The sequence below is a fragment of the Streptococcus penaeicida genome (assembly GCF_002887775.1).
Classification (GTDB): domain Bacteria; phylum Bacillota; class Bacilli; order Lactobacillales; family Streptococcaceae; genus Streptococcus; species Streptococcus penaeicida.
The window spans coordinates 16951-33024 of the sequence record NZ_LOCM01000015.1 but is presented as its reverse complement, the minus strand read 5'-3'; the positions used below and the strand labels follow the sequence as shown (position 1 = coordinate 33024).

Here is a 16074-nt window from a genome sequence, read left to right as displayed (position 1 = left end):
TTAAATTAGTCTTATGATAAGATTATCACATTTTGTAATCGATTTCTTGTCCCATACTCTTAATTTCTAATACTATCCTCTGATTTCCATACAGAAAAAGACTGAGCCATAAACTCAGTCTTGACCATCCATTTCCGGACTTGCTTTCGCTAAAAAGGCTTCTAATACTTGAAGGACACCTTCTTCTTTATGATGAGGGGCAATGAATTTCGCGGCTTCTTTGACAATTGCTGGCGCATTCTCCATAGCATATGAATAATGTGCTAATTGGAGCATCTCAATATCATTTCCACCATCGCCAAAGGCCATCAATTGATCGTCTGTAACATCATACGTGTCCATTAATAATTGAAGACCCCAGCCTTATGGATACCAGTTTGAATAATATCAACAGAACCAAAACCACTGGTAATGGCCGTTAAATTTCCTTTAAAGCTTTGATTAAAATCAATCATCACCTGGTCGCACTCATCCATTGGCACCATCATTGAAATTTTAAAAATATCTTGATTACTAATATTAGAAAAATCTTCTATTCTTTCAATATTGGCAAAAAATTGCTCTAGTTGATCAGGTTCAATCGCAAAACCCTCTGGCAACTTAGCATCTTTATGCATGTAAGAGCAATATTGACCAGACAAAACAATACCATAAGGAATCATTTTATCAGCAAAATATTCTAAAAATAAGGCAACATCATTTTTATTGAGAATATGGCGTTTCAAGGTTCTACCCTCTTCAACAATATGGGCTCCATTTTCCGCTACAAAAGACATACGATCTGTAAGTCCTTTAAAAATTAAATTGAGCCTCTCCATATTATTACCGCTAGCTACAACGAAATGAATATCTTCTTGGTCCAAACGGTCCAAAATCGTCAGAAATTTCTCCCGATCATAAGACCCTTTGTCATTTAAAAATGTACCATCCATGTCACTAGCAATCATTTTAATCGTCACATAATCACCCCATTTCACAACTATCAAAAACTATTATAAATATGTAGCAATAATCGTAGCTATTTTTTCATAGCCACTTAAATTTAAATGGAGACCATCCTTTGTCAAAGATGGGTTCAAGGCGTTTTCAGAATTTTTTAAAGGAGAAACCAAATCAATGTAAGTCACATCAGGAATTTCTTGAATGGCTTTATTTAACGCATCAATTAGCTGATTATTTCTTACTTTGACGGTTTGTTTATATTGGTCTAAATTGGATACCGGCAAAACAGACATGAGATGGATGCTCGTAATAGGACTACTCCTCTTTAATCGAGTCACAATCTCTAATAAATTGCTCTTTATCTCTTCGATAGATGCTCCCAAACCAATATCGTTGGTACCAACTAATATAAAAACTTTTCCAGCTTTTAAATCACTTATTTGATGATCAAGATGTTCTAACAACCATTTGCTATCAGTTCCGGCAATCCCACGATTATGGATGGGATGCTCTCGCCCCAAATATTTCTTTAAAGGAAAAAATTCAATAATAGAATCCCCAACAAAAACAAATCCACCTGGCTCAACAGATTTATTTAGAGTTATATAAGAATCTAAACGATCCATCTGATAAGCTAATAATTCTTCTGAAACAGTTTCCAGCATATAAACCCCCTTAATCTATAATTCTAGTATATCAAAAAGAAATACTAAGCTACAGAAATAAGAGAGTCTTATGACATGTAAACGTTTTACACCAATAAACTTTAGGATCTAGTGATTTATCTCTTAATCTAAATCTTTGCCATTTGATGAAATGACTTTTTTATACCAATAGAAGGAATCTTTTGGAGTACGATCAAAACTTCCATTGCCTTGGTCATCTTTATCAACATAAATGAAACCATAACGTTTACGCATTTCACCTGTACCCGCTGAAACAATATCAATACAACCCCAAGTTGTATAAGCAATTAAGTCAACACCATTAGCGATAGCATCTGACATAGCTTTAATATGTGAACGGTGATAGTCAATACGGTAGCCATCGTGAATAGAGCCATCTTCTTCAACAGTATCAAAAGCACCCAAACCATTTTCAACAACCATGAGTGGAATCTCATAACGGTCATAGATTTTTTCAAGATAGTATTGCAATCCTGTTGGATCTTGTGCCCATCCCCAATCTGAATATTCCAAGTAAGGATTACGAGCTCCAGCAGAGAAATTTCCTGAAACCTTATCAGTAACTTCATGAGTAGTCACATTGTTTGACATATAGTAAGAGAAAGTATAGAAATCAACTTTACCTTTTGCTAAGATGTCTAAATCATCTTCTGCCATTTCAACAGTAACTCCATGTTCCTGCCATAGACGTTTAGCATAAGGTCCATAAGCTCCTTTGGCTTGCACATCACCACAGTAATAGATGCCTTGTTGCCATTTGTGTTCTGTCGCAATAATATCTGCTGGATCACAAGTTGCTGGATAGAAAGTAATCCCACAGATCATATTACCGATTTTATAATCAGGGTTGATTTTATGTCCGATTTCAACAGCTTTTGCAGAAGCTACAAACTGATGATGTAAATGTTGGTATGCATCTTGATAATCAGCATCTGTTGCTGAAGCACCAAACATATCGAGGAACATAACAGTATTGTTGATTTCGTTAAAGGTCAACCAGTATTTAACCAGACCATTATATTCATTAAAGATTGTTTCCGCATATTTAACATAGAAATCAATCAATTGACGATTTGTCCAACCACCAAATTTTTCTTCTAAAGCTAGTGGTGTATCAAAGTGCCAAATTGAAACCAATGGTTCAATATTGTATTTAAGACATTCTTCAAAGACGGAACGGTAAAAATCTAAACCTTCTTGGTTAGGTTCTGTCTCTGTACCAGTTGGAAAAATACGAGCCCAAGAAATTGATAGGCGGAAGATAGAATAACCCATTTCAGCGAACAGTTTAATATCTTCTTTATACCGGTGATAAAAATCAACAGCCTCATGGTTTGGGTAATATTCATCTTCTAAAACAGCAAAATTTGCACCATCTGGTAATTTTGCTGTATGACCCATTGAGGCTAATTTTCCTGCTTTACCATCTTTATCAATGTATGTTGCAAAGCGAGGTGTATTAACAGAACCACCAGTTGTCACGTCTGTTTGAACTAGACCTCTACCACCCTCATTATAAGCTCCTTCTGCTTGGTTTGCTGCAATTGCACCACCCCAAAGGAAGTTTTCTGGAAATTGAATTTTTGTCATTATTGAAACCTCTTTCATTATTCTTCTTATAGTATAATCTTTCTATTTATTAAAATCTTGCATTATTGTCCTAAATAATGATACTATCCTCTCTAAAAATAAAGACAAAGAAAAAACACGCAGAAGGAGATTTTATCCACGTGTTTTCGAAAAATATTTTTCATTTCCAATAAATTTAGTATAAGTGATAATGAAGGCTAAAAGCTAACACTATTATTTGAATTACTAATACTATACTATGACATATGTATTTCTTTTAATATTATTGTTTTTTGACAATTTAACTTCGTTAAAGATATATTTCTTCACTTAAAATTGGTATAGTCCAAAAAACGCATTATTAAGACCTTTAATAAATATTAATTTAGTTGAAAAAATTTATAGTTCTATAATATTTTTTTAAAGGATTTATATTGTCTTATTTGATATAATACTATTATATGAATTGGAAGATAGGAGAAAAAAGTGGTCATCACTAGATTACAAGATCGTCATCAAAACGAACAACAAAGACATTTATTACCCTACCGCTTTTTCCACAATGAAGTGAAAAACGGACGACCTGATATTTTGTTTCACTGGCATCCAGAGTTAGAAGTCACTTATGTTTATGAAGGAACAGCTCGCTACCACATTGACTATGATTTTTTCAATAGTCAATCTGGCGATATTATTTTAGTTAGACCAAATGGCATGCACTCCATTCATCCTATTGGACAAAATAAACACGTCACGGATACTTTTCAGTTCCATTTGGATATGATTGGTTCTTCTGTTGTCGATCAAGTTAGTCTCCGTTACCTGCAACCTTTACAAAATAGCATTAATAAATTTGTTTATTGTATCAAGCCCCATATGCCAGGTTATGACGAAATTAAAAGTTGCTTGTTTGCCATATTTTCGATTGCCAAAAACGAAGATCGGCATTTTGAAATGCTTTTAAAATCTAAGTTACATGAATTCATGTACTTGCTTTACTACTATCGTTATGTTGTTCGAAAAAATACAGATGATACCTACCGCAAAAACGAGAAGATTCGTCAGTTAATTGATTATATCAATAATAACTATCAACAGAATCTGAGCATTGACTTTTTAGCAAATTATATTGGTTATAGTAAAACTCACTTCATGACCGTCTTCAAGCAACATACAGGTACTTCATGTACAGAATTTGTCATCCAAGTACGCTTAAGTAAAGCCTGTGAACTCTTAATCAATTCCAACCGACCAGTCCTAGAGATTGCCAACGAAATTGGATTTAATAATCTTTCAAATTTCAATCGTCAATTTAAGCGCTACTACGTCCTAACACCTAGTCAATATCGCAAAAAATATACCAAACCTAAAGAAAGTCGAACACTTATCAATCCACCAAAAATTCACTAAAAAAGACCTCATTCAAATGAGGTCTTCATTTTTTATGCTTTAACTGTTGTTAAAAGATAATCACCTTGAGTAATTTTTTCTTCTTGACTGACTAAAATATCTTCATAAGCGCCAGTATTCGTTACGATAATTGGTGTGATGACAGGTAGACCTGCTACTTTAATGGCATCCATGTCAAATTCAAGTAATTTTTGACCTGCGACAACATTATCACCGACACTAACTAAGGCATTGAAACCTTTACCTTCAAGTGAAACAGTATCCATACCAACGTGGATCAAAAGTTCAGCGCCATTTTCAGTTTGGAGACCAATCGCATGTTTAGTTGCAAAAACTAAGGTAACTGTTGCATTTGTTGGTGCATAAACAGCCCCCTCACTTGGGTTAATAGCAATTCCTTTACCCATAGCACCTGAAGCAAATACTTCATCAGGTACTTGATTTAAGGGAACAACTTCTCCACTTAGTGGACTAGCAATAATTTCTTGGTTAATTTCTTTTAAAGGTGCAACTTCTTTGACTTCTTCTTCAGCAACTTCTGCTTGTGGACCACCGTAAAGGTAAGGAACTGGAACCATCATTTGAATAACAAATGAAATAACAATTGCTGCGATCATAAGTGCAACACCAATCCACATTGGTTTCAAACCGTCAGTTGGAGAAACCCAAGCTGGGAATTGGAAGATACCCATTGCTCCAAAAGCATACATTTTAATTTTGAATAGTGATAGAACAGCTCCGATTAAACCAGAAACAGCACAAGAAATGTAAAATGGTGTTTTCATTGGTAATGTAACACCGTAGATAGCTGGTTCTGTTACCCCAAAGATAGATGAAATAAAGGCTGGCATAGCAACTGATTTAACTTTTTGTTCTTTGGTTTTAAGTATGATAGCTAAGAGGACACCAGTTTGCGTAAAGTTAGGTAGAGCTGCTCCCATAAGGATATCTGTCCAATGGTTTTGCGTAAACTGAAGAATAGCTAATGGAACAAGCGCCCAGTGAAGTCCGAACATAACCAATACTTGCCATAAAGCACCAAGTAAGAGGCCATATAAAACTGGACTAAAGTTCATTAAGCTAGTGAAGGCATTTGAAAGTAAATCAGATGCAAAGTTTGCAAGAGGACCAACTAACAAGAAGGTTACTGGTACAGTAATTAAAATAGTTACAAAAGGAACAACGAAAACCTTAACCACATCAGGTGTGATTTTTTTCATGATTTTTTCAATGTGTGATGCCATCCATATTGCAAGAATAACTGGCATTACAGTAGATAAATAAGATCCTGAACTTGGCAATTGGAATGGAATTCCCATAACATTAGCAAGATGTGCCTTTGTTAAAACACCAACAGTTGTTGGTAGGGTTGGGTAAACGAGAGCTGTCGCAATCGCTGCCGCAGTAAACTCATTCATTCTGAATTTACGTGCTGATGTGAAGGCAATTAAAATTGGTAGGAACTGGAAGAATCCATCCCCAGCTGCTTCTAAAATAGCATAAAGGGCATTTGTTTGAGAAGACCAACCAAGAGTTGCTGCTAAGATAGCAACTACACCTTTAACGATACCGGCCGCAGCCAAAGGACCTAAGAAAGGTTGGAAAATACCTGAAATTAAATCAACGAAACGGTCGAATAAATTGCCTTTCGGTGCGTCACCTTCGTCGATGTCTAATGAACCGCTACCAGCAATACCCGCAACTTTTTGAACATCTTCGTAAACATCAGGAACATGATTGCCAATAACAACTTGATATTGACCGCCTGCTTTAATAACAGTAACAACACCATCTCTTTGTTTTAAATAGTTGTCATCTGCTTTTGATTCATCTTTCAAATTAAAACGAAGACGTGTCACACAGTGTTTTAAACCAGCGATGTTTTCTTTTCCACCAACGTGAGCAACAATATCTTTTGCTAGCTCAGTGTAATCTTTTTTAGCCATTTTTGGCTCCTTTCTGATTTCTGATTAAGTTTGACTTAGATTAACAAATAAGTATCCTGTTTATATAAGCCAAAATATAATCATTTGGTTTTCTAGAAAATAGAAAAAACCCAAACAAATACCAAATAAGAGTACAGCTAGAGCTGTGACTACTATCTCGTATCTATTTAGGTTTTGCCTGCTTCCCAGTAACAATCCATTAATAATGATATAAATAATAATATCAGAAAGCACTTACAATTGCAAGCGCTTTTTTTAAGAAAAATAAAAAAGGTAAATTCCCAAAGTAAGTTCTAGCTAACTGGGAAAACTAGAAGTTAGTCTAAAACGTAAAAATAAGGTAGAACTTAATATGGGACAAGTTTGGTACTTTACCATAAAAAACAAACATCTTACTCTCTCAGATCGCAACGATATTCAAATGGGAATTGAGCAAAAGAAGACTTTTCGTGAGATTGCATCTGCTAGTGGGAAGGACCCCTCTACCATTTTTAAAGAAGTCCGTAAGCATCTCTTTAGCCGTGAAACAACCGTCACAAACAATTGTGACTCCTGCCCATTACTTAAAAAAGCACCTTACGTTTGTAATAATTGCCCTAAAAAACGAGTTAATTGTGGTTTTAAAAAGCAATTCTATTACGCTAAAAGAGCCCATCAAGATTACGAACAGCTCTTGTCTGAAAGTCGTCAAGGGGTCGCTCTTAATAAGCAAACCTTCTATGATATGGATAAGGTCGTTTCTAAGGCCATTAAGAAGGGGCAACATCTCAATCACATCATTGCTTCCAACGATCTATCTGTCTCTCGAAGCAGTATCTACCGTTACGTCGAAAAGGGATATATGTCCGTCTCTCCCATCGACTTTCCTCGTATGGTCAAGTTCAGAAAACGTCGCACTAGAGAACTGCCACCCATTCCAAAAGGAATCAAGAAAGGACGTTCCTACCAAGATTTTCAAACCTATATGCAAAAGCAAAGCTTGACATCATGGCTAGAAATGGACACTGTCATCGGGAAGATTGGAGGAAAAATTCTCCTGACCTTCAATGTCTCTTTCTGTAACTTCGTCTTTGCACGACTTTTGGATGATAAAACAGCCACAGAAGTCGCTAAACATATTCAAACCATCAAACAGGACTGTTACGAGGCAAATAAGGACTTCTTTGAGGTTTTCCCTGTCATCCTCACAGATAACGGTGGTGAGTTCGCTAGAGTCGACGACATTGAGATTGATGTCAGGGGCCAATCTAAGCTCTTTTTCTGTGATCCTAATCGCTCGGATCAGAAAGGAAGGATTGAGAAGAATCACACGCTGATTCGTGATATTCTACCCAAAGGAAGCTCTTTTAATCATCTCACTCAGGAAGACATCAATCTCGTCTGTTCGCACGTTAACAGCGTTAAGAAAGCTGCTCTGAACGGGAAATCTGCCTACGAAACTTTCACCTTCATGTACGACGAGGAATTCGCTCAGTTGTTCGGCATTTCCAAAATATCAAAAGAGGACGTCTGTCAATCGACGAAACTCATCAAACACAAACATTAAACACTCACATTAACAGAGTTTAACCCACCAAAATAGAAAGGACTTGTCCCATCCGAAATTCCAGACAACTAGAACTTACTTTGGGACATTCTGAAGTCGGTGGTTTCAGTGTGCCCTCATTTTGAAAAATCTACTGTCAGAAAGCCTTTGGTTAGCGATATTGACAAAAAACAGAACTTAGTTCGGGACCAAATTCTGTTGATTTTAAGCGTTTTTCCCAAACTAAGTGCCAGTTTGATGAGACTGGAACTTACTTTGGGAATTTACCGAAAAATAAAAAAAGCTGAAATTAATTTTCAGCTGCAGATTCTAAACGTTGAATATGGATAGTCAAATATACTTGTTCATCTTTACTCATAGGGAAGTCATAAGTGGCTTCAATATAGGATTTAATCTTTTCTGTACAAGCAAAAGCATCCGGATAATTAAGACTAACTTGATCATACAGAAAACTATCATTAGTGCCTTGAACAAGCCCATTAACCACGCGCTGAGCAAAGTACTGAATGTGTGTGACAAACCGATTATATGATAAGGCATCTTGATCAGAGATACTACCATAATGAAAACGAACAATATCAATAATACTGGTCACAATCTTTGCCATCTTCTGTCCATCTTTAATGGCACCCGAATCTTTTTGAGCATTGATAAAGTGCAAAGCAATAGAAGCAACTTCGTCTTCAGATAGTTGAACCTTAAGTTTCTCTTGGATAATCAGCAAAGCATCCCTTCCCACCTGAAATTCCTTGGGGAAGAACTTGCGAATTTCCCAGGTCAGTGGATTGGAAATGACCAAACCATCTGCTACTCTTTCCAGAGTATAATGAATATGATCAGCCAAGGAGACATAAAGCGATAAATCATAGACAGTATCTAAGACATCTTGTCCATGTTCAATTATAGCTGAAATCGTTTCAATTTCAGCAAGTGATAACTCCTGATATATACTGGATAATTCACTGGCAAGATTGGAATCTTTTAAAACAAAGCGCTTCTCAATCTTTGCTTCATCAATGACATCACCGACCTTTTTCTGAAAACCGATACCACGGCCCATGACAATTTCTTCTTCAAGATTGTCATTAATGATTTGAACAACATTATTATTATAGACTTTATCTATTTTCATGCCTGTTTTAACCCTTCATTAATCTCCAGGAAACCCAATGACCATCTTATCAAATCTTTGGCAACAATTCAACGGAAGAATTTTAGACCGTCATTAATAATTGCCGGACATAGCCTAAATCAGACTCATTGACAACTAAAAATAGTGTTGCTCCAGCATGCAATAAGGTATTCCCTGAAACAACTTCAGACTGTTGGTGATGAATTTGAGTGGTAATTAAGACGTTGGCTGGCAATTTCAAATCACGAACGTAGCGTCCAGCTAAACGATCACTCACAGTTAATTCTAATAAAGTCGGTTGCAAAACTTCCTTTGCCGGAATGATTGGCATTTTTTCTAACATGGCTTCATAGATAGGAGCTCCTTTTAGGAGATCCATCAAGAGATAGGCTACAAAGGTCACCACTGCGATGGCCATCAGTGGTTTCAAATCCCCTACCATTTCCGTAACCAAAATCATAGCTGTCAGCGGAGCTTTTGAAATAGCCGAAAAATAACCCGCCATACCTAAAACGATAAATAAAGGCATAAAACTCTTATCCAATAGGCCAATACTTTGGAAAAATAAGCCAAAAAGCAAGCCTGCTAGGGCACCCAAGGTCAAAATAGGAAGAAAGATACCGCCTGGAAGCCCACTGCCATAGGAAGCCATACTGCCAATAAAGCGTAAGATAAAATAAAGTAAAACGACTAGTAAACTCGTATGGTTCAAAGAAAGACCAATGATTAAGGCGTTACCGCCACCCAAGAGTTGTGGGAAGAAATAACCAATCGGAAGTATCAAAACTAAAGCAAGTAAAGCATAGTATTTTGGACTGAGATGACATATTCGTCCAATTTTCGCCAAATAACGAGGGAAAGCAAGTATAGTCACTTCATACCAATAACCTAAAATCCCTAAGAAGGCACCGAGTATGAGTAATAACCAATACTGATTCAAACTAAGAAATGGCATAGCTTTAGGCATTGCCAAAACTGGTCTAAGACCAAAGATATTGAGAGAAATAAAATTAGCTACTAAACTAGCCACTAAAGCTGTAATCCAAACTAAACGCGAAAAATGATGGTAAATCTCTTCAACAACAAAAAGTAAACCAGCAATTGGAGCATTAAAAGCAGCTGAAAGACCAGCTGCTGCACCACTTGCAATTAAGACCCGTTTTTCCAAACGACTCGATTTTAAGAATGAGGCAATACCTTTAGCTGACATAGCCCCTAATTGAATCGAAGGACCTTCACGTCCTAACATAAAGCCCATGGAAATAGCTAAAACACCCGCCAGGAACTTTTTCCACAAAACAGGCCACCACTGTGGTGCTAACAAGCCCTTTAATTCCCCCTCAACCAGAGGAATCCCTGAGCCTTTAATATCAGGTTCTGATTCCGTTAAAGATCCAATTAAGATAAGAAGGCAGACACTAACAAGAAAAATTGCTAACACTAGACTTGGTTTATCATGAGCCGCTTGATAAGTAGACATCACAACATGCGATAACTTCTCAATCAAAAGCCTAAATAAACTAACTATAACACCAGCAATAATCCCAACTAGAACACCCCGCCAAACATAGGAGATGATTGATTCATTACTAAAAGTATATTCGTTTCTATGATTTTCCATAAGTCCTCACTTTCTTCTTTTTACAAAACTACTTATATTGTATCAAAGGAAAAATAAAGATGCTAGTGCAATAAAAAAATGACCCATGCATATTTTGGGTCATAAAATTAGGAAGTCTGATTTCATATCATTCAGATACTGCATCGCTAACGCTTTTAGCAACAATTTCTGCTACCCCTTTTTGGAAAGCATCTGGAATAATATTTGTGGTTGTTAATTCATTTTCAGGAATTAGACTGGCAATCCCTTTTGCTGCAGCAATTTGCATATCAACTGTGATTTTCTTAGCACGCGCATCTAATGCTCCACGGAAAATACCTGGAAAAGCAAGAACATTATTGATTTGGTTTGGAAAATCACTACGGCCAGTACCAACAATATAAGCTCCTGCTTCTAAAGCTTCATCTGGGAAAATTTCTGGAACAGGATTTGCCATGGCAAAAATGATAGGTTTTTCAGCCATATTTTTAATCCATTCTGCTTTTAAGGCACCTGGTGCTGATACGCCTACAAAAATATCTGCTTCTTCAAGGGCATTTTCAAGTGTACCAGAAAGAAACTCACGATTGGTTAATTTTGCAATTTCTAAATGATGCGCTTCTAATTTGTTCCCGTCTTTTTCATTAATGATGCCAAATTTGTCAACGACAGTGACATGTTTGGCACCGGCAGCTAATAATTTTCTAGTGATTGAAAGTCCCGCAGAGCCTCCCCCATTCACAACAACTTTAACTTGATCAATTGATTTGTTAATTAATTTTAGAGCATTAAAAATTGCTGCTAGTACTACTATTGCAGTACCGTGTTGATCATCATGAAATACAGGAATATCACATTCCTCGATAAGTCGTTGTTCGATTTCAAAACAGCGAGGTGCTGAAATATCTTCTAAATTGATCCCTCCAAAAGTTGGTGAAATAGCTTTAACAATTGAAATAATTTCTTCTGTGTCATTAGTATCAAGAACGATAGGTACTGCATCAACATTAGCAAATTTTTTAAATAATGCTGCTTTACCTTCCATAACTGGCATAGCGCCTTTCGCACCGATATTTCCTAACCCTAATACTGCCGATCCATCGCTAACTACTGCGACTGTATTTTTCTTAGTAGTTAGTTCATAAGCAAGTTCTTCATTTTCAGCCACTGTTTTTGATACTGTTGCGACGCCTGGTGTGTAAGCAATACTTAAATCATGTTTATCATTGATTTCAACTTTTGAGTTTACTTCCAATTTTCCACCAAATCTCTTCGCTTGGTCTAATGCTAATTGTCCTAAATCTACTGTCATAATAATATCCTCTTTTCATATATTTTTAGATTAGCTATTTAAAAATGATTCGTAAAATTGCTGTCATTGTAATAACTGTAATTGCTCCCCCTAAACGAGTCGCTACTTGTGCAAAAGGCATTAAGTTCATGCGATCAGCAGTACTTAAGATGGCAACGTCTCCGGTACCTCCCATACCACTTTGACAAGCTGAAATGATACCCGCTTCAACAGGGTTCATATTAAGGAAACGTGAAACAAAGAATCCAACTGAGATGACGGTGAAAACTACTGAAATAACCACCACAAAGTATTGCCAGCTAAGTGTGGCTACTACATCCTTCAAAGGAATATATAAAAGTCCTAAACCTGCCATTAATGGGAAGGTGAAATTTCCAGAAATGAATTTATAAAGTTGTTTTGCACCATTCTGAGTTTCTTGAGGAATGACGTTTAAATATTTTAAACATGCTGCTAAAATAATCATTAATACCGGACCAGGAAATCCTGTTAAACTTTGTAAGAGGCCACCAGCGATGAAAAGTGAGCAAGCTGTTAAAACACCTCCACCCATTAATTTAATGTCTAATGCACCAGAGGTATCTTTAAGTGCATCAGCCATATCTTCATGATTACCTACTTTTACTAATTGTCCTTTGCCAGAATACTCAGGGTGTTTTTCCCCAAAACGATTAAGTAAGGCTGTACACATGATTGCAAAGAAATTTCCAATAATGGTAGCAGGAATAAGTTGAGCTACTAACTGCTCACTACCAACTCCTGTAATAGAACTATATCCTAATGACAATGGTAATATACCCTCACCAATACCGCCAGCTAATACAGGTGTGACAACAAAGAATAGAGCATGTTTCCATTCCATTCCTAGAATCACTCCAACTAAAGTCCCTACTGCCATTGCACAAATCATCCCAAGTAGCATTGGAATTATCATTCGAAACAGACCCTGAATAAGCATTTTACGGTTCATTCCTAAAATACTACCACAAACCAAACAAGCTATATAGAAATAAAGAAAGTTAGCTTGTTTCATTAAAATATTTGTTGCCTCTAAAACATTTGGATTCAAGAGATTAAAGAATACCAAAATTGAAGGAACTAATAATGATAATATGGCTGGACCACCAAAATTTTTCAATCCTGGAATATTGGCTCCCACTGTTCCTAATAACCATCCCATAGATAGAATAACAGCGAAACCACCTAACATATTAACAGGTAATTGTTGTAGATAACCTGTTATGAAAATTAAAGTCGCTAAAGTCAGATAAACTGGCAAAGGTACAGAGCCAACTTTAAAAGACATCCAGGATCTTTTTTCCTCAGTTACAACTTGTGTTTGACCATGGTTATTTTTCTTTGTTTCCATGATACAACCTCCCTTTTTGAATTACCTAAAGTATAGGTGATTCAAAAAGAAAAATATAGATTATTTAATTTGTTTAATTATTTTAAAGAAAATCAACTTATTTAATTAATTTAAACTAGTCCTCTCTTTTTGGCTGTGTTATACTCAAATAATAGGAGAAATTATGAAGAAAAAATTGTCATTATGGGCAAGTTTATCATTAGTTTTAGTAACAATGATAGCATTAACAACAAGTGTTTTTTACGCTATTATGATTCATGAAACACACAATTCAATAAAAGTTCAAGAAACCCATTTATTAACATCAACTGGTCAAATGTTGGCTAAAAATATTGAAATAAAAAAAGCACTTATTAACAACAAAACTAATAAGTCAATTATTTCTATTAGTAAGGAGACTGCAAAAAGTTATAATTTAGATTTTGTAGTCGTCATGAATATGAAAGGAATCAGATTAACTCATCCTAATCCTGAAAAAATTGGTCACCCTTTCCAAGGTGGTGATGAAAAAAATGTCTTACATGGTAAAGAAGTCATATCAACAGCTAACGGAAGCCTTGGAAAATCAATTCGATATTTAGTACCAGTATATGATACAAAACAGAAACAAATTGGGGCTATCGCTGTTGGATTAAAACTAAAAACTTTGAACGATGTTATTAATGATAGCAAACAAAAATACACTTCTGCTTTACTCATTTGTATTCTAATTAGTCTTTTAGTAACTAGTTTTATTGCCTTACGTCTTAAGAAACAATTACATAATTTGGAACCTAGCGAAATCTACCAACTTTTAGAAGAACGCAATGCTATGCTAGATCAGATTAATAATGCTGTTTTTATTATTAATAAAACACATCATGTTACTCTTGCCAATCAGTCAGCTAAAAATCTTATCGAAAGCACCTTGTCCTTAAAAAATGTTCAGGGACAAAAATTTGAAAACCTATTTCCTTATTTTTCTAAAATCGACTTGGCAAAGGGACACGAGCAACTTTTTAGATTTATTGACGAGGATTACCTCATTACCATTTCACCCATTTCCGTAAATAACGATTTAAGGGGGTATCTTATTTTTCTCAGAAAAGCTGCTGACGCTATCTATACAATGGATCAACTTGTTTATACAACAACATACGCCTCAGCTTTGCAAGCACAAACTCATAAATTTATGAATCATCTACATGTCCTTTATGGTCTAGTTGATATCCATTATTATGACCAATTAAAAATCTATTTAGATAGTATAATCGATGAAGAAACAGATAGTCTAACCCATCTTTCCGTTCTGATAAAAGAACCATTGCTAGCGAGTTTTCTAATTGGTGAGGAAAATAAATACAGAGAGCAAGGCATTAACTTAAGTGTCGAAGTAAGCAGTGACATTCCAGAATGCCATTCGCAAAATCAACTCAACAATTTCTTAATGATTTTCCGCTATTTGCATGAGAATCTCTTATCAAAATGGAAAATAAAAAAATTAATTATCACCCAGTTCTATGAAAAGGGTTATCTAAATAGTTATTATCAAATTATAGAACATGATCTCGAATGGAATGACTTAAATAATCTCCTTTCAACTAGTTACTTTAATCAACTTCTACAAGATACACATAGTCAAATCAAAAACGAATCCTTAAAAGAACAGTTAGCTTTTTCAATTAAAATTCCTTATGATGGAGAATAACATGAATGTACTTATTATTGAAGATGATCCAATGGTCGACTTCATCCACCGAAATTATTTAGAGAAAATTGGTCACTTTAATACTATTTTATCTAGCGATAGCATTCAGGACGCACAATTGAAATTAAAAGAATTTCCAATTCATCTGATTTTACTAGATATCCATATCAAGGATGGTAATGGGATTACTTTGTTAGAGTATATTCGCAATCATCGCGTCAATTGCGAAGTAATTATTATTTCAGCAGCAAATGATGGTAAAATCATAAAATCAGGTTTTCATTTAGGAATTATTGATTACCTTATTAAACCTTTTACCTATGATCGCTTTGAAGTAAGTATCAACCGTTTCTTAGATCACCAGAAACAGTTAAATCAATCAATAATTAATCAGGATGATATTGATGCTCTAAAAAAATTAAATTCATCAATCCATTTTGAAACAACAAACAAAGAAAAGCAATTTTTGGATAAAGGACTTTCACAAGCAACTTATCAGTTAATTATAGATTCAATTTCAAAACTCCCAAACCCATTCACGATACAAGATGTTACTGAGATTTCTTCACTTTCTCATGTATCTGTACGAAAATATATTGCCTATTTAGAAGAAAATAAGCAACTTGTAAGTGAACAAATCTATACAAAAGTTGGCCGCCCTTATAGAGTTTACCGTAATTTAGAAATCAAATAAATTATAAAAACTAAAAGAAATGTTTTAGTTTTTATAATAGTGATACTTTACGCCCTAGCATAATCTGGAATTCCAAAGTAATACGCGAGCATCCGAGATAGTTAAGTAAAGTATCAATATATCTATTTGATAATAAACAAAATAACATTTTAAAGTAAAAAATATAATCAAGTTAAATTTT

General features: G+C 35.2%; 11 protein-coding genes and 1 pseudogene. 4 read left to right on the top strand and 8 right to left on the bottom strand.

The window, feature by feature from the left end:
• Nucleotides 1–114 precede the first annotated feature (114 nt).
• The 3 genes and pseudogenes from AT575_RS03095 to AT575_RS03085 form a co-directional block, all read right to left on the bottom strand.
• Nucleotides 115–932, bottom strand: a pseudogene (locus tag AT575_RS03095) (Cof-type HAD-IIB family hydrolase).
• A 60-nt stretch (nucleotides 933–992) separates the two neighbouring features.
• Nucleotides 993–1607, bottom strand: coding sequence for an SGNH/GDSL hydrolase family protein (locus tag AT575_RS03090; RefSeq protein WP_102777110.1), 615 nt, complete (start codon nucleotides 1605–1607; stop codon nucleotides 993–995).
• 123 nt (nucleotides 1608–1730) lie between these two features.
• Nucleotides 1731–3218: a family 1 glycosylhydrolase gene (locus tag AT575_RS03085; RefSeq protein ID WP_102777109.1), complete on the bottom strand. Its 1488-nt coding sequence runs from the start codon at nucleotides 3216–3218 to the stop codon at nucleotides 1731–1733.
• A gap of 465 nt (nucleotides 3219–3683) precedes the next feature.
• Between AT575_RS03085 and AT575_RS03080 the strand changes: the two genes are divergently transcribed.
• Nucleotides 3684–4607 (top strand): AraC family transcriptional regulator, encoded by a 924-nt coding sequence (locus tag AT575_RS03080; RefSeq protein ID WP_102777108.1) that lies wholly within the window; start codon nucleotides 3684–3686, stop codon nucleotides 4605–4607.
• Nucleotides 4608–4639: 32 nt separating this feature from the next.
• On the opposite strand, the gene AT575_RS03075 is transcribed toward AT575_RS03080, so the two are convergent.
• Complete coding sequence (locus tag AT575_RS03075; protein ID WP_102777107.1) at nucleotides 4640–6553, bottom strand: beta-glucoside-specific PTS transporter subunit IIABC; 1914 nt, start codon at nucleotides 6551–6553, stop codon at nucleotides 4640–4642.
• A 352-nt stretch (nucleotides 6554–6905) separates the two neighbouring features.
• Between AT575_RS03075 and AT575_RS03070 the strand changes: the two genes are divergently transcribed.
• Complete coding sequence (locus AT575_RS03070) at nucleotides 6906–8099, top strand: IS30 family transposase (protein WP_165778637.1); 1194 nt, start codon at nucleotides 6906–6908, stop codon at nucleotides 8097–8099.
• Between the two features lie 289 nt (nucleotides 8100–8388).
• Here the strand turns inward: AT575_RS03070 and licT are convergent, their stop codons facing one another.
• The 4 genes from licT to AT575_RS03050 all read right to left on the bottom strand — a co-directional run bounded on the left by licT (nucleotide 8389) and on the right by AT575_RS03050 (nucleotide 13449).
• Entirely contained in the window at nucleotides 8389–9231 is an 843-nt protein-coding gene (gene licT / locus AT575_RS03065; protein WP_102777106.1) for a BglG family transcription antiterminator LicT, read from the bottom strand.
• Between the two features lie 82 nt (nucleotides 9232–9313).
• Nucleotides 9314–10852 (bottom strand): ClC family H(+)/Cl(-) exchange transporter, encoded by a 1539-nt coding sequence (locus tag AT575_RS03060; RefSeq protein ID WP_102777105.1) that lies wholly within the window; start codon nucleotides 10850–10852, stop codon nucleotides 9314–9316.
• A gap of 127 nt (nucleotides 10853–10979) precedes the next feature.
• Nucleotides 10980–12143 carry an NAD(P)-dependent malic enzyme gene (locus tag AT575_RS03055; RefSeq protein ID WP_102777104.1) on the bottom strand — a complete coding sequence of 388 codons (1164 nt, stop codon included), beginning with the start codon at nucleotides 12141–12143 and terminating at the stop codon, nucleotides 10980–10982.
• A 34-nt stretch (nucleotides 12144–12177) separates the two neighbouring features.
• Nucleotides 12178–13449, bottom strand: coding sequence for a 2-hydroxycarboxylate transporter family protein (locus tag AT575_RS03050; RefSeq protein WP_415746921.1), 1272 nt, complete (start codon nucleotides 13447–13449; stop codon nucleotides 12178–12180).
• 226 nt (nucleotides 13450–13675) lie between these two features.
• Here AT575_RS03050 and AT575_RS03045 point away from each other — a divergent pair, with 226 nt between their 5' ends.
• Both AT575_RS03045 and AT575_RS03040 read left to right on the top strand, forming a co-directional pair.
• Nucleotides 13676–15199, top strand: coding sequence for a Spo0B domain-containing protein (locus tag AT575_RS03045; protein WP_102777102.1), 1524 nt, complete (start codon nucleotides 13676–13678; stop codon nucleotides 15197–15199).
• A 1-nt stretch (nucleotide 15200) separates the two neighbouring features.
• The gene (locus AT575_RS03040; RefSeq protein ID WP_102777101.1) at nucleotides 15201–15893 is read left to right on the top strand and encodes a response regulator; all 693 of its coding nucleotides are present in this window, start codon (nucleotides 15201–15203) and stop codon (nucleotides 15891–15893) included.
• Nucleotides 15894–16074: the final 181 nt, after the last annotated feature.

Coding starts and splice junctions, on each gene's coding strand:
- AT575_RS03090 (WP_102777110.1), bottom strand. CDS start 1,607: ATGCTGGAAACTGTTTCAGAAGAATTATTAGCTTATCAGATGGATCGT.
- AT575_RS03085 (WP_102777109.1), bottom strand. CDS start 3,218: ATGACAAAAATTCAATTTCCAGAAAACTTCCTTTGGGGTGGTGCAATT.
- AT575_RS03075 (WP_102777107.1), bottom strand. CDS start 6,553: ATGGCTAAAAAAGATTACACTGAGCTAGCAAAAGATATTGTTGCTCAC.
- AT575_RS03070 (WP_165778637.1), top strand. CDS start 6,906: ATGGGACAAGTTTGGTACTTTACCATAAAAAACAAACATCTTACTCTC.
- licT (WP_102777106.1), bottom strand. CDS start 9,231: ATGAAAATAGATAAAGTCTATAATAATAATGTTGTTCAAATCATTAAT.
- AT575_RS03060 (WP_102777105.1), bottom strand. CDS start 10,852: ATGGAAAATCATAGAAACGAATATACTTTTAGTAATGAATCAATCATC.
- AT575_RS03055 (WP_102777104.1), bottom strand. CDS start 12,143: ATGACAGTAGATTTAGGACAATTAGCATTAGACCAAGCGAAGAGATTT.
- AT575_RS03050 (WP_415746921.1), bottom strand. CDS start 13,449: ATGTCTTTTAAAGTTGGCTCTGTACCTTTGCCAGTTTATCTGACTTTA.
- AT575_RS03045 (WP_102777102.1), top strand. CDS start 13,676: ATGAAGAAAAAATTGTCATTATGGGCAAGTTTATCATTAGTTTTAGTA.
- AT575_RS03040 (WP_102777101.1), top strand. CDS start 15,201: ATGAATGTACTTATTATTGAAGATGATCCAATGGTCGACTTCATCCAC.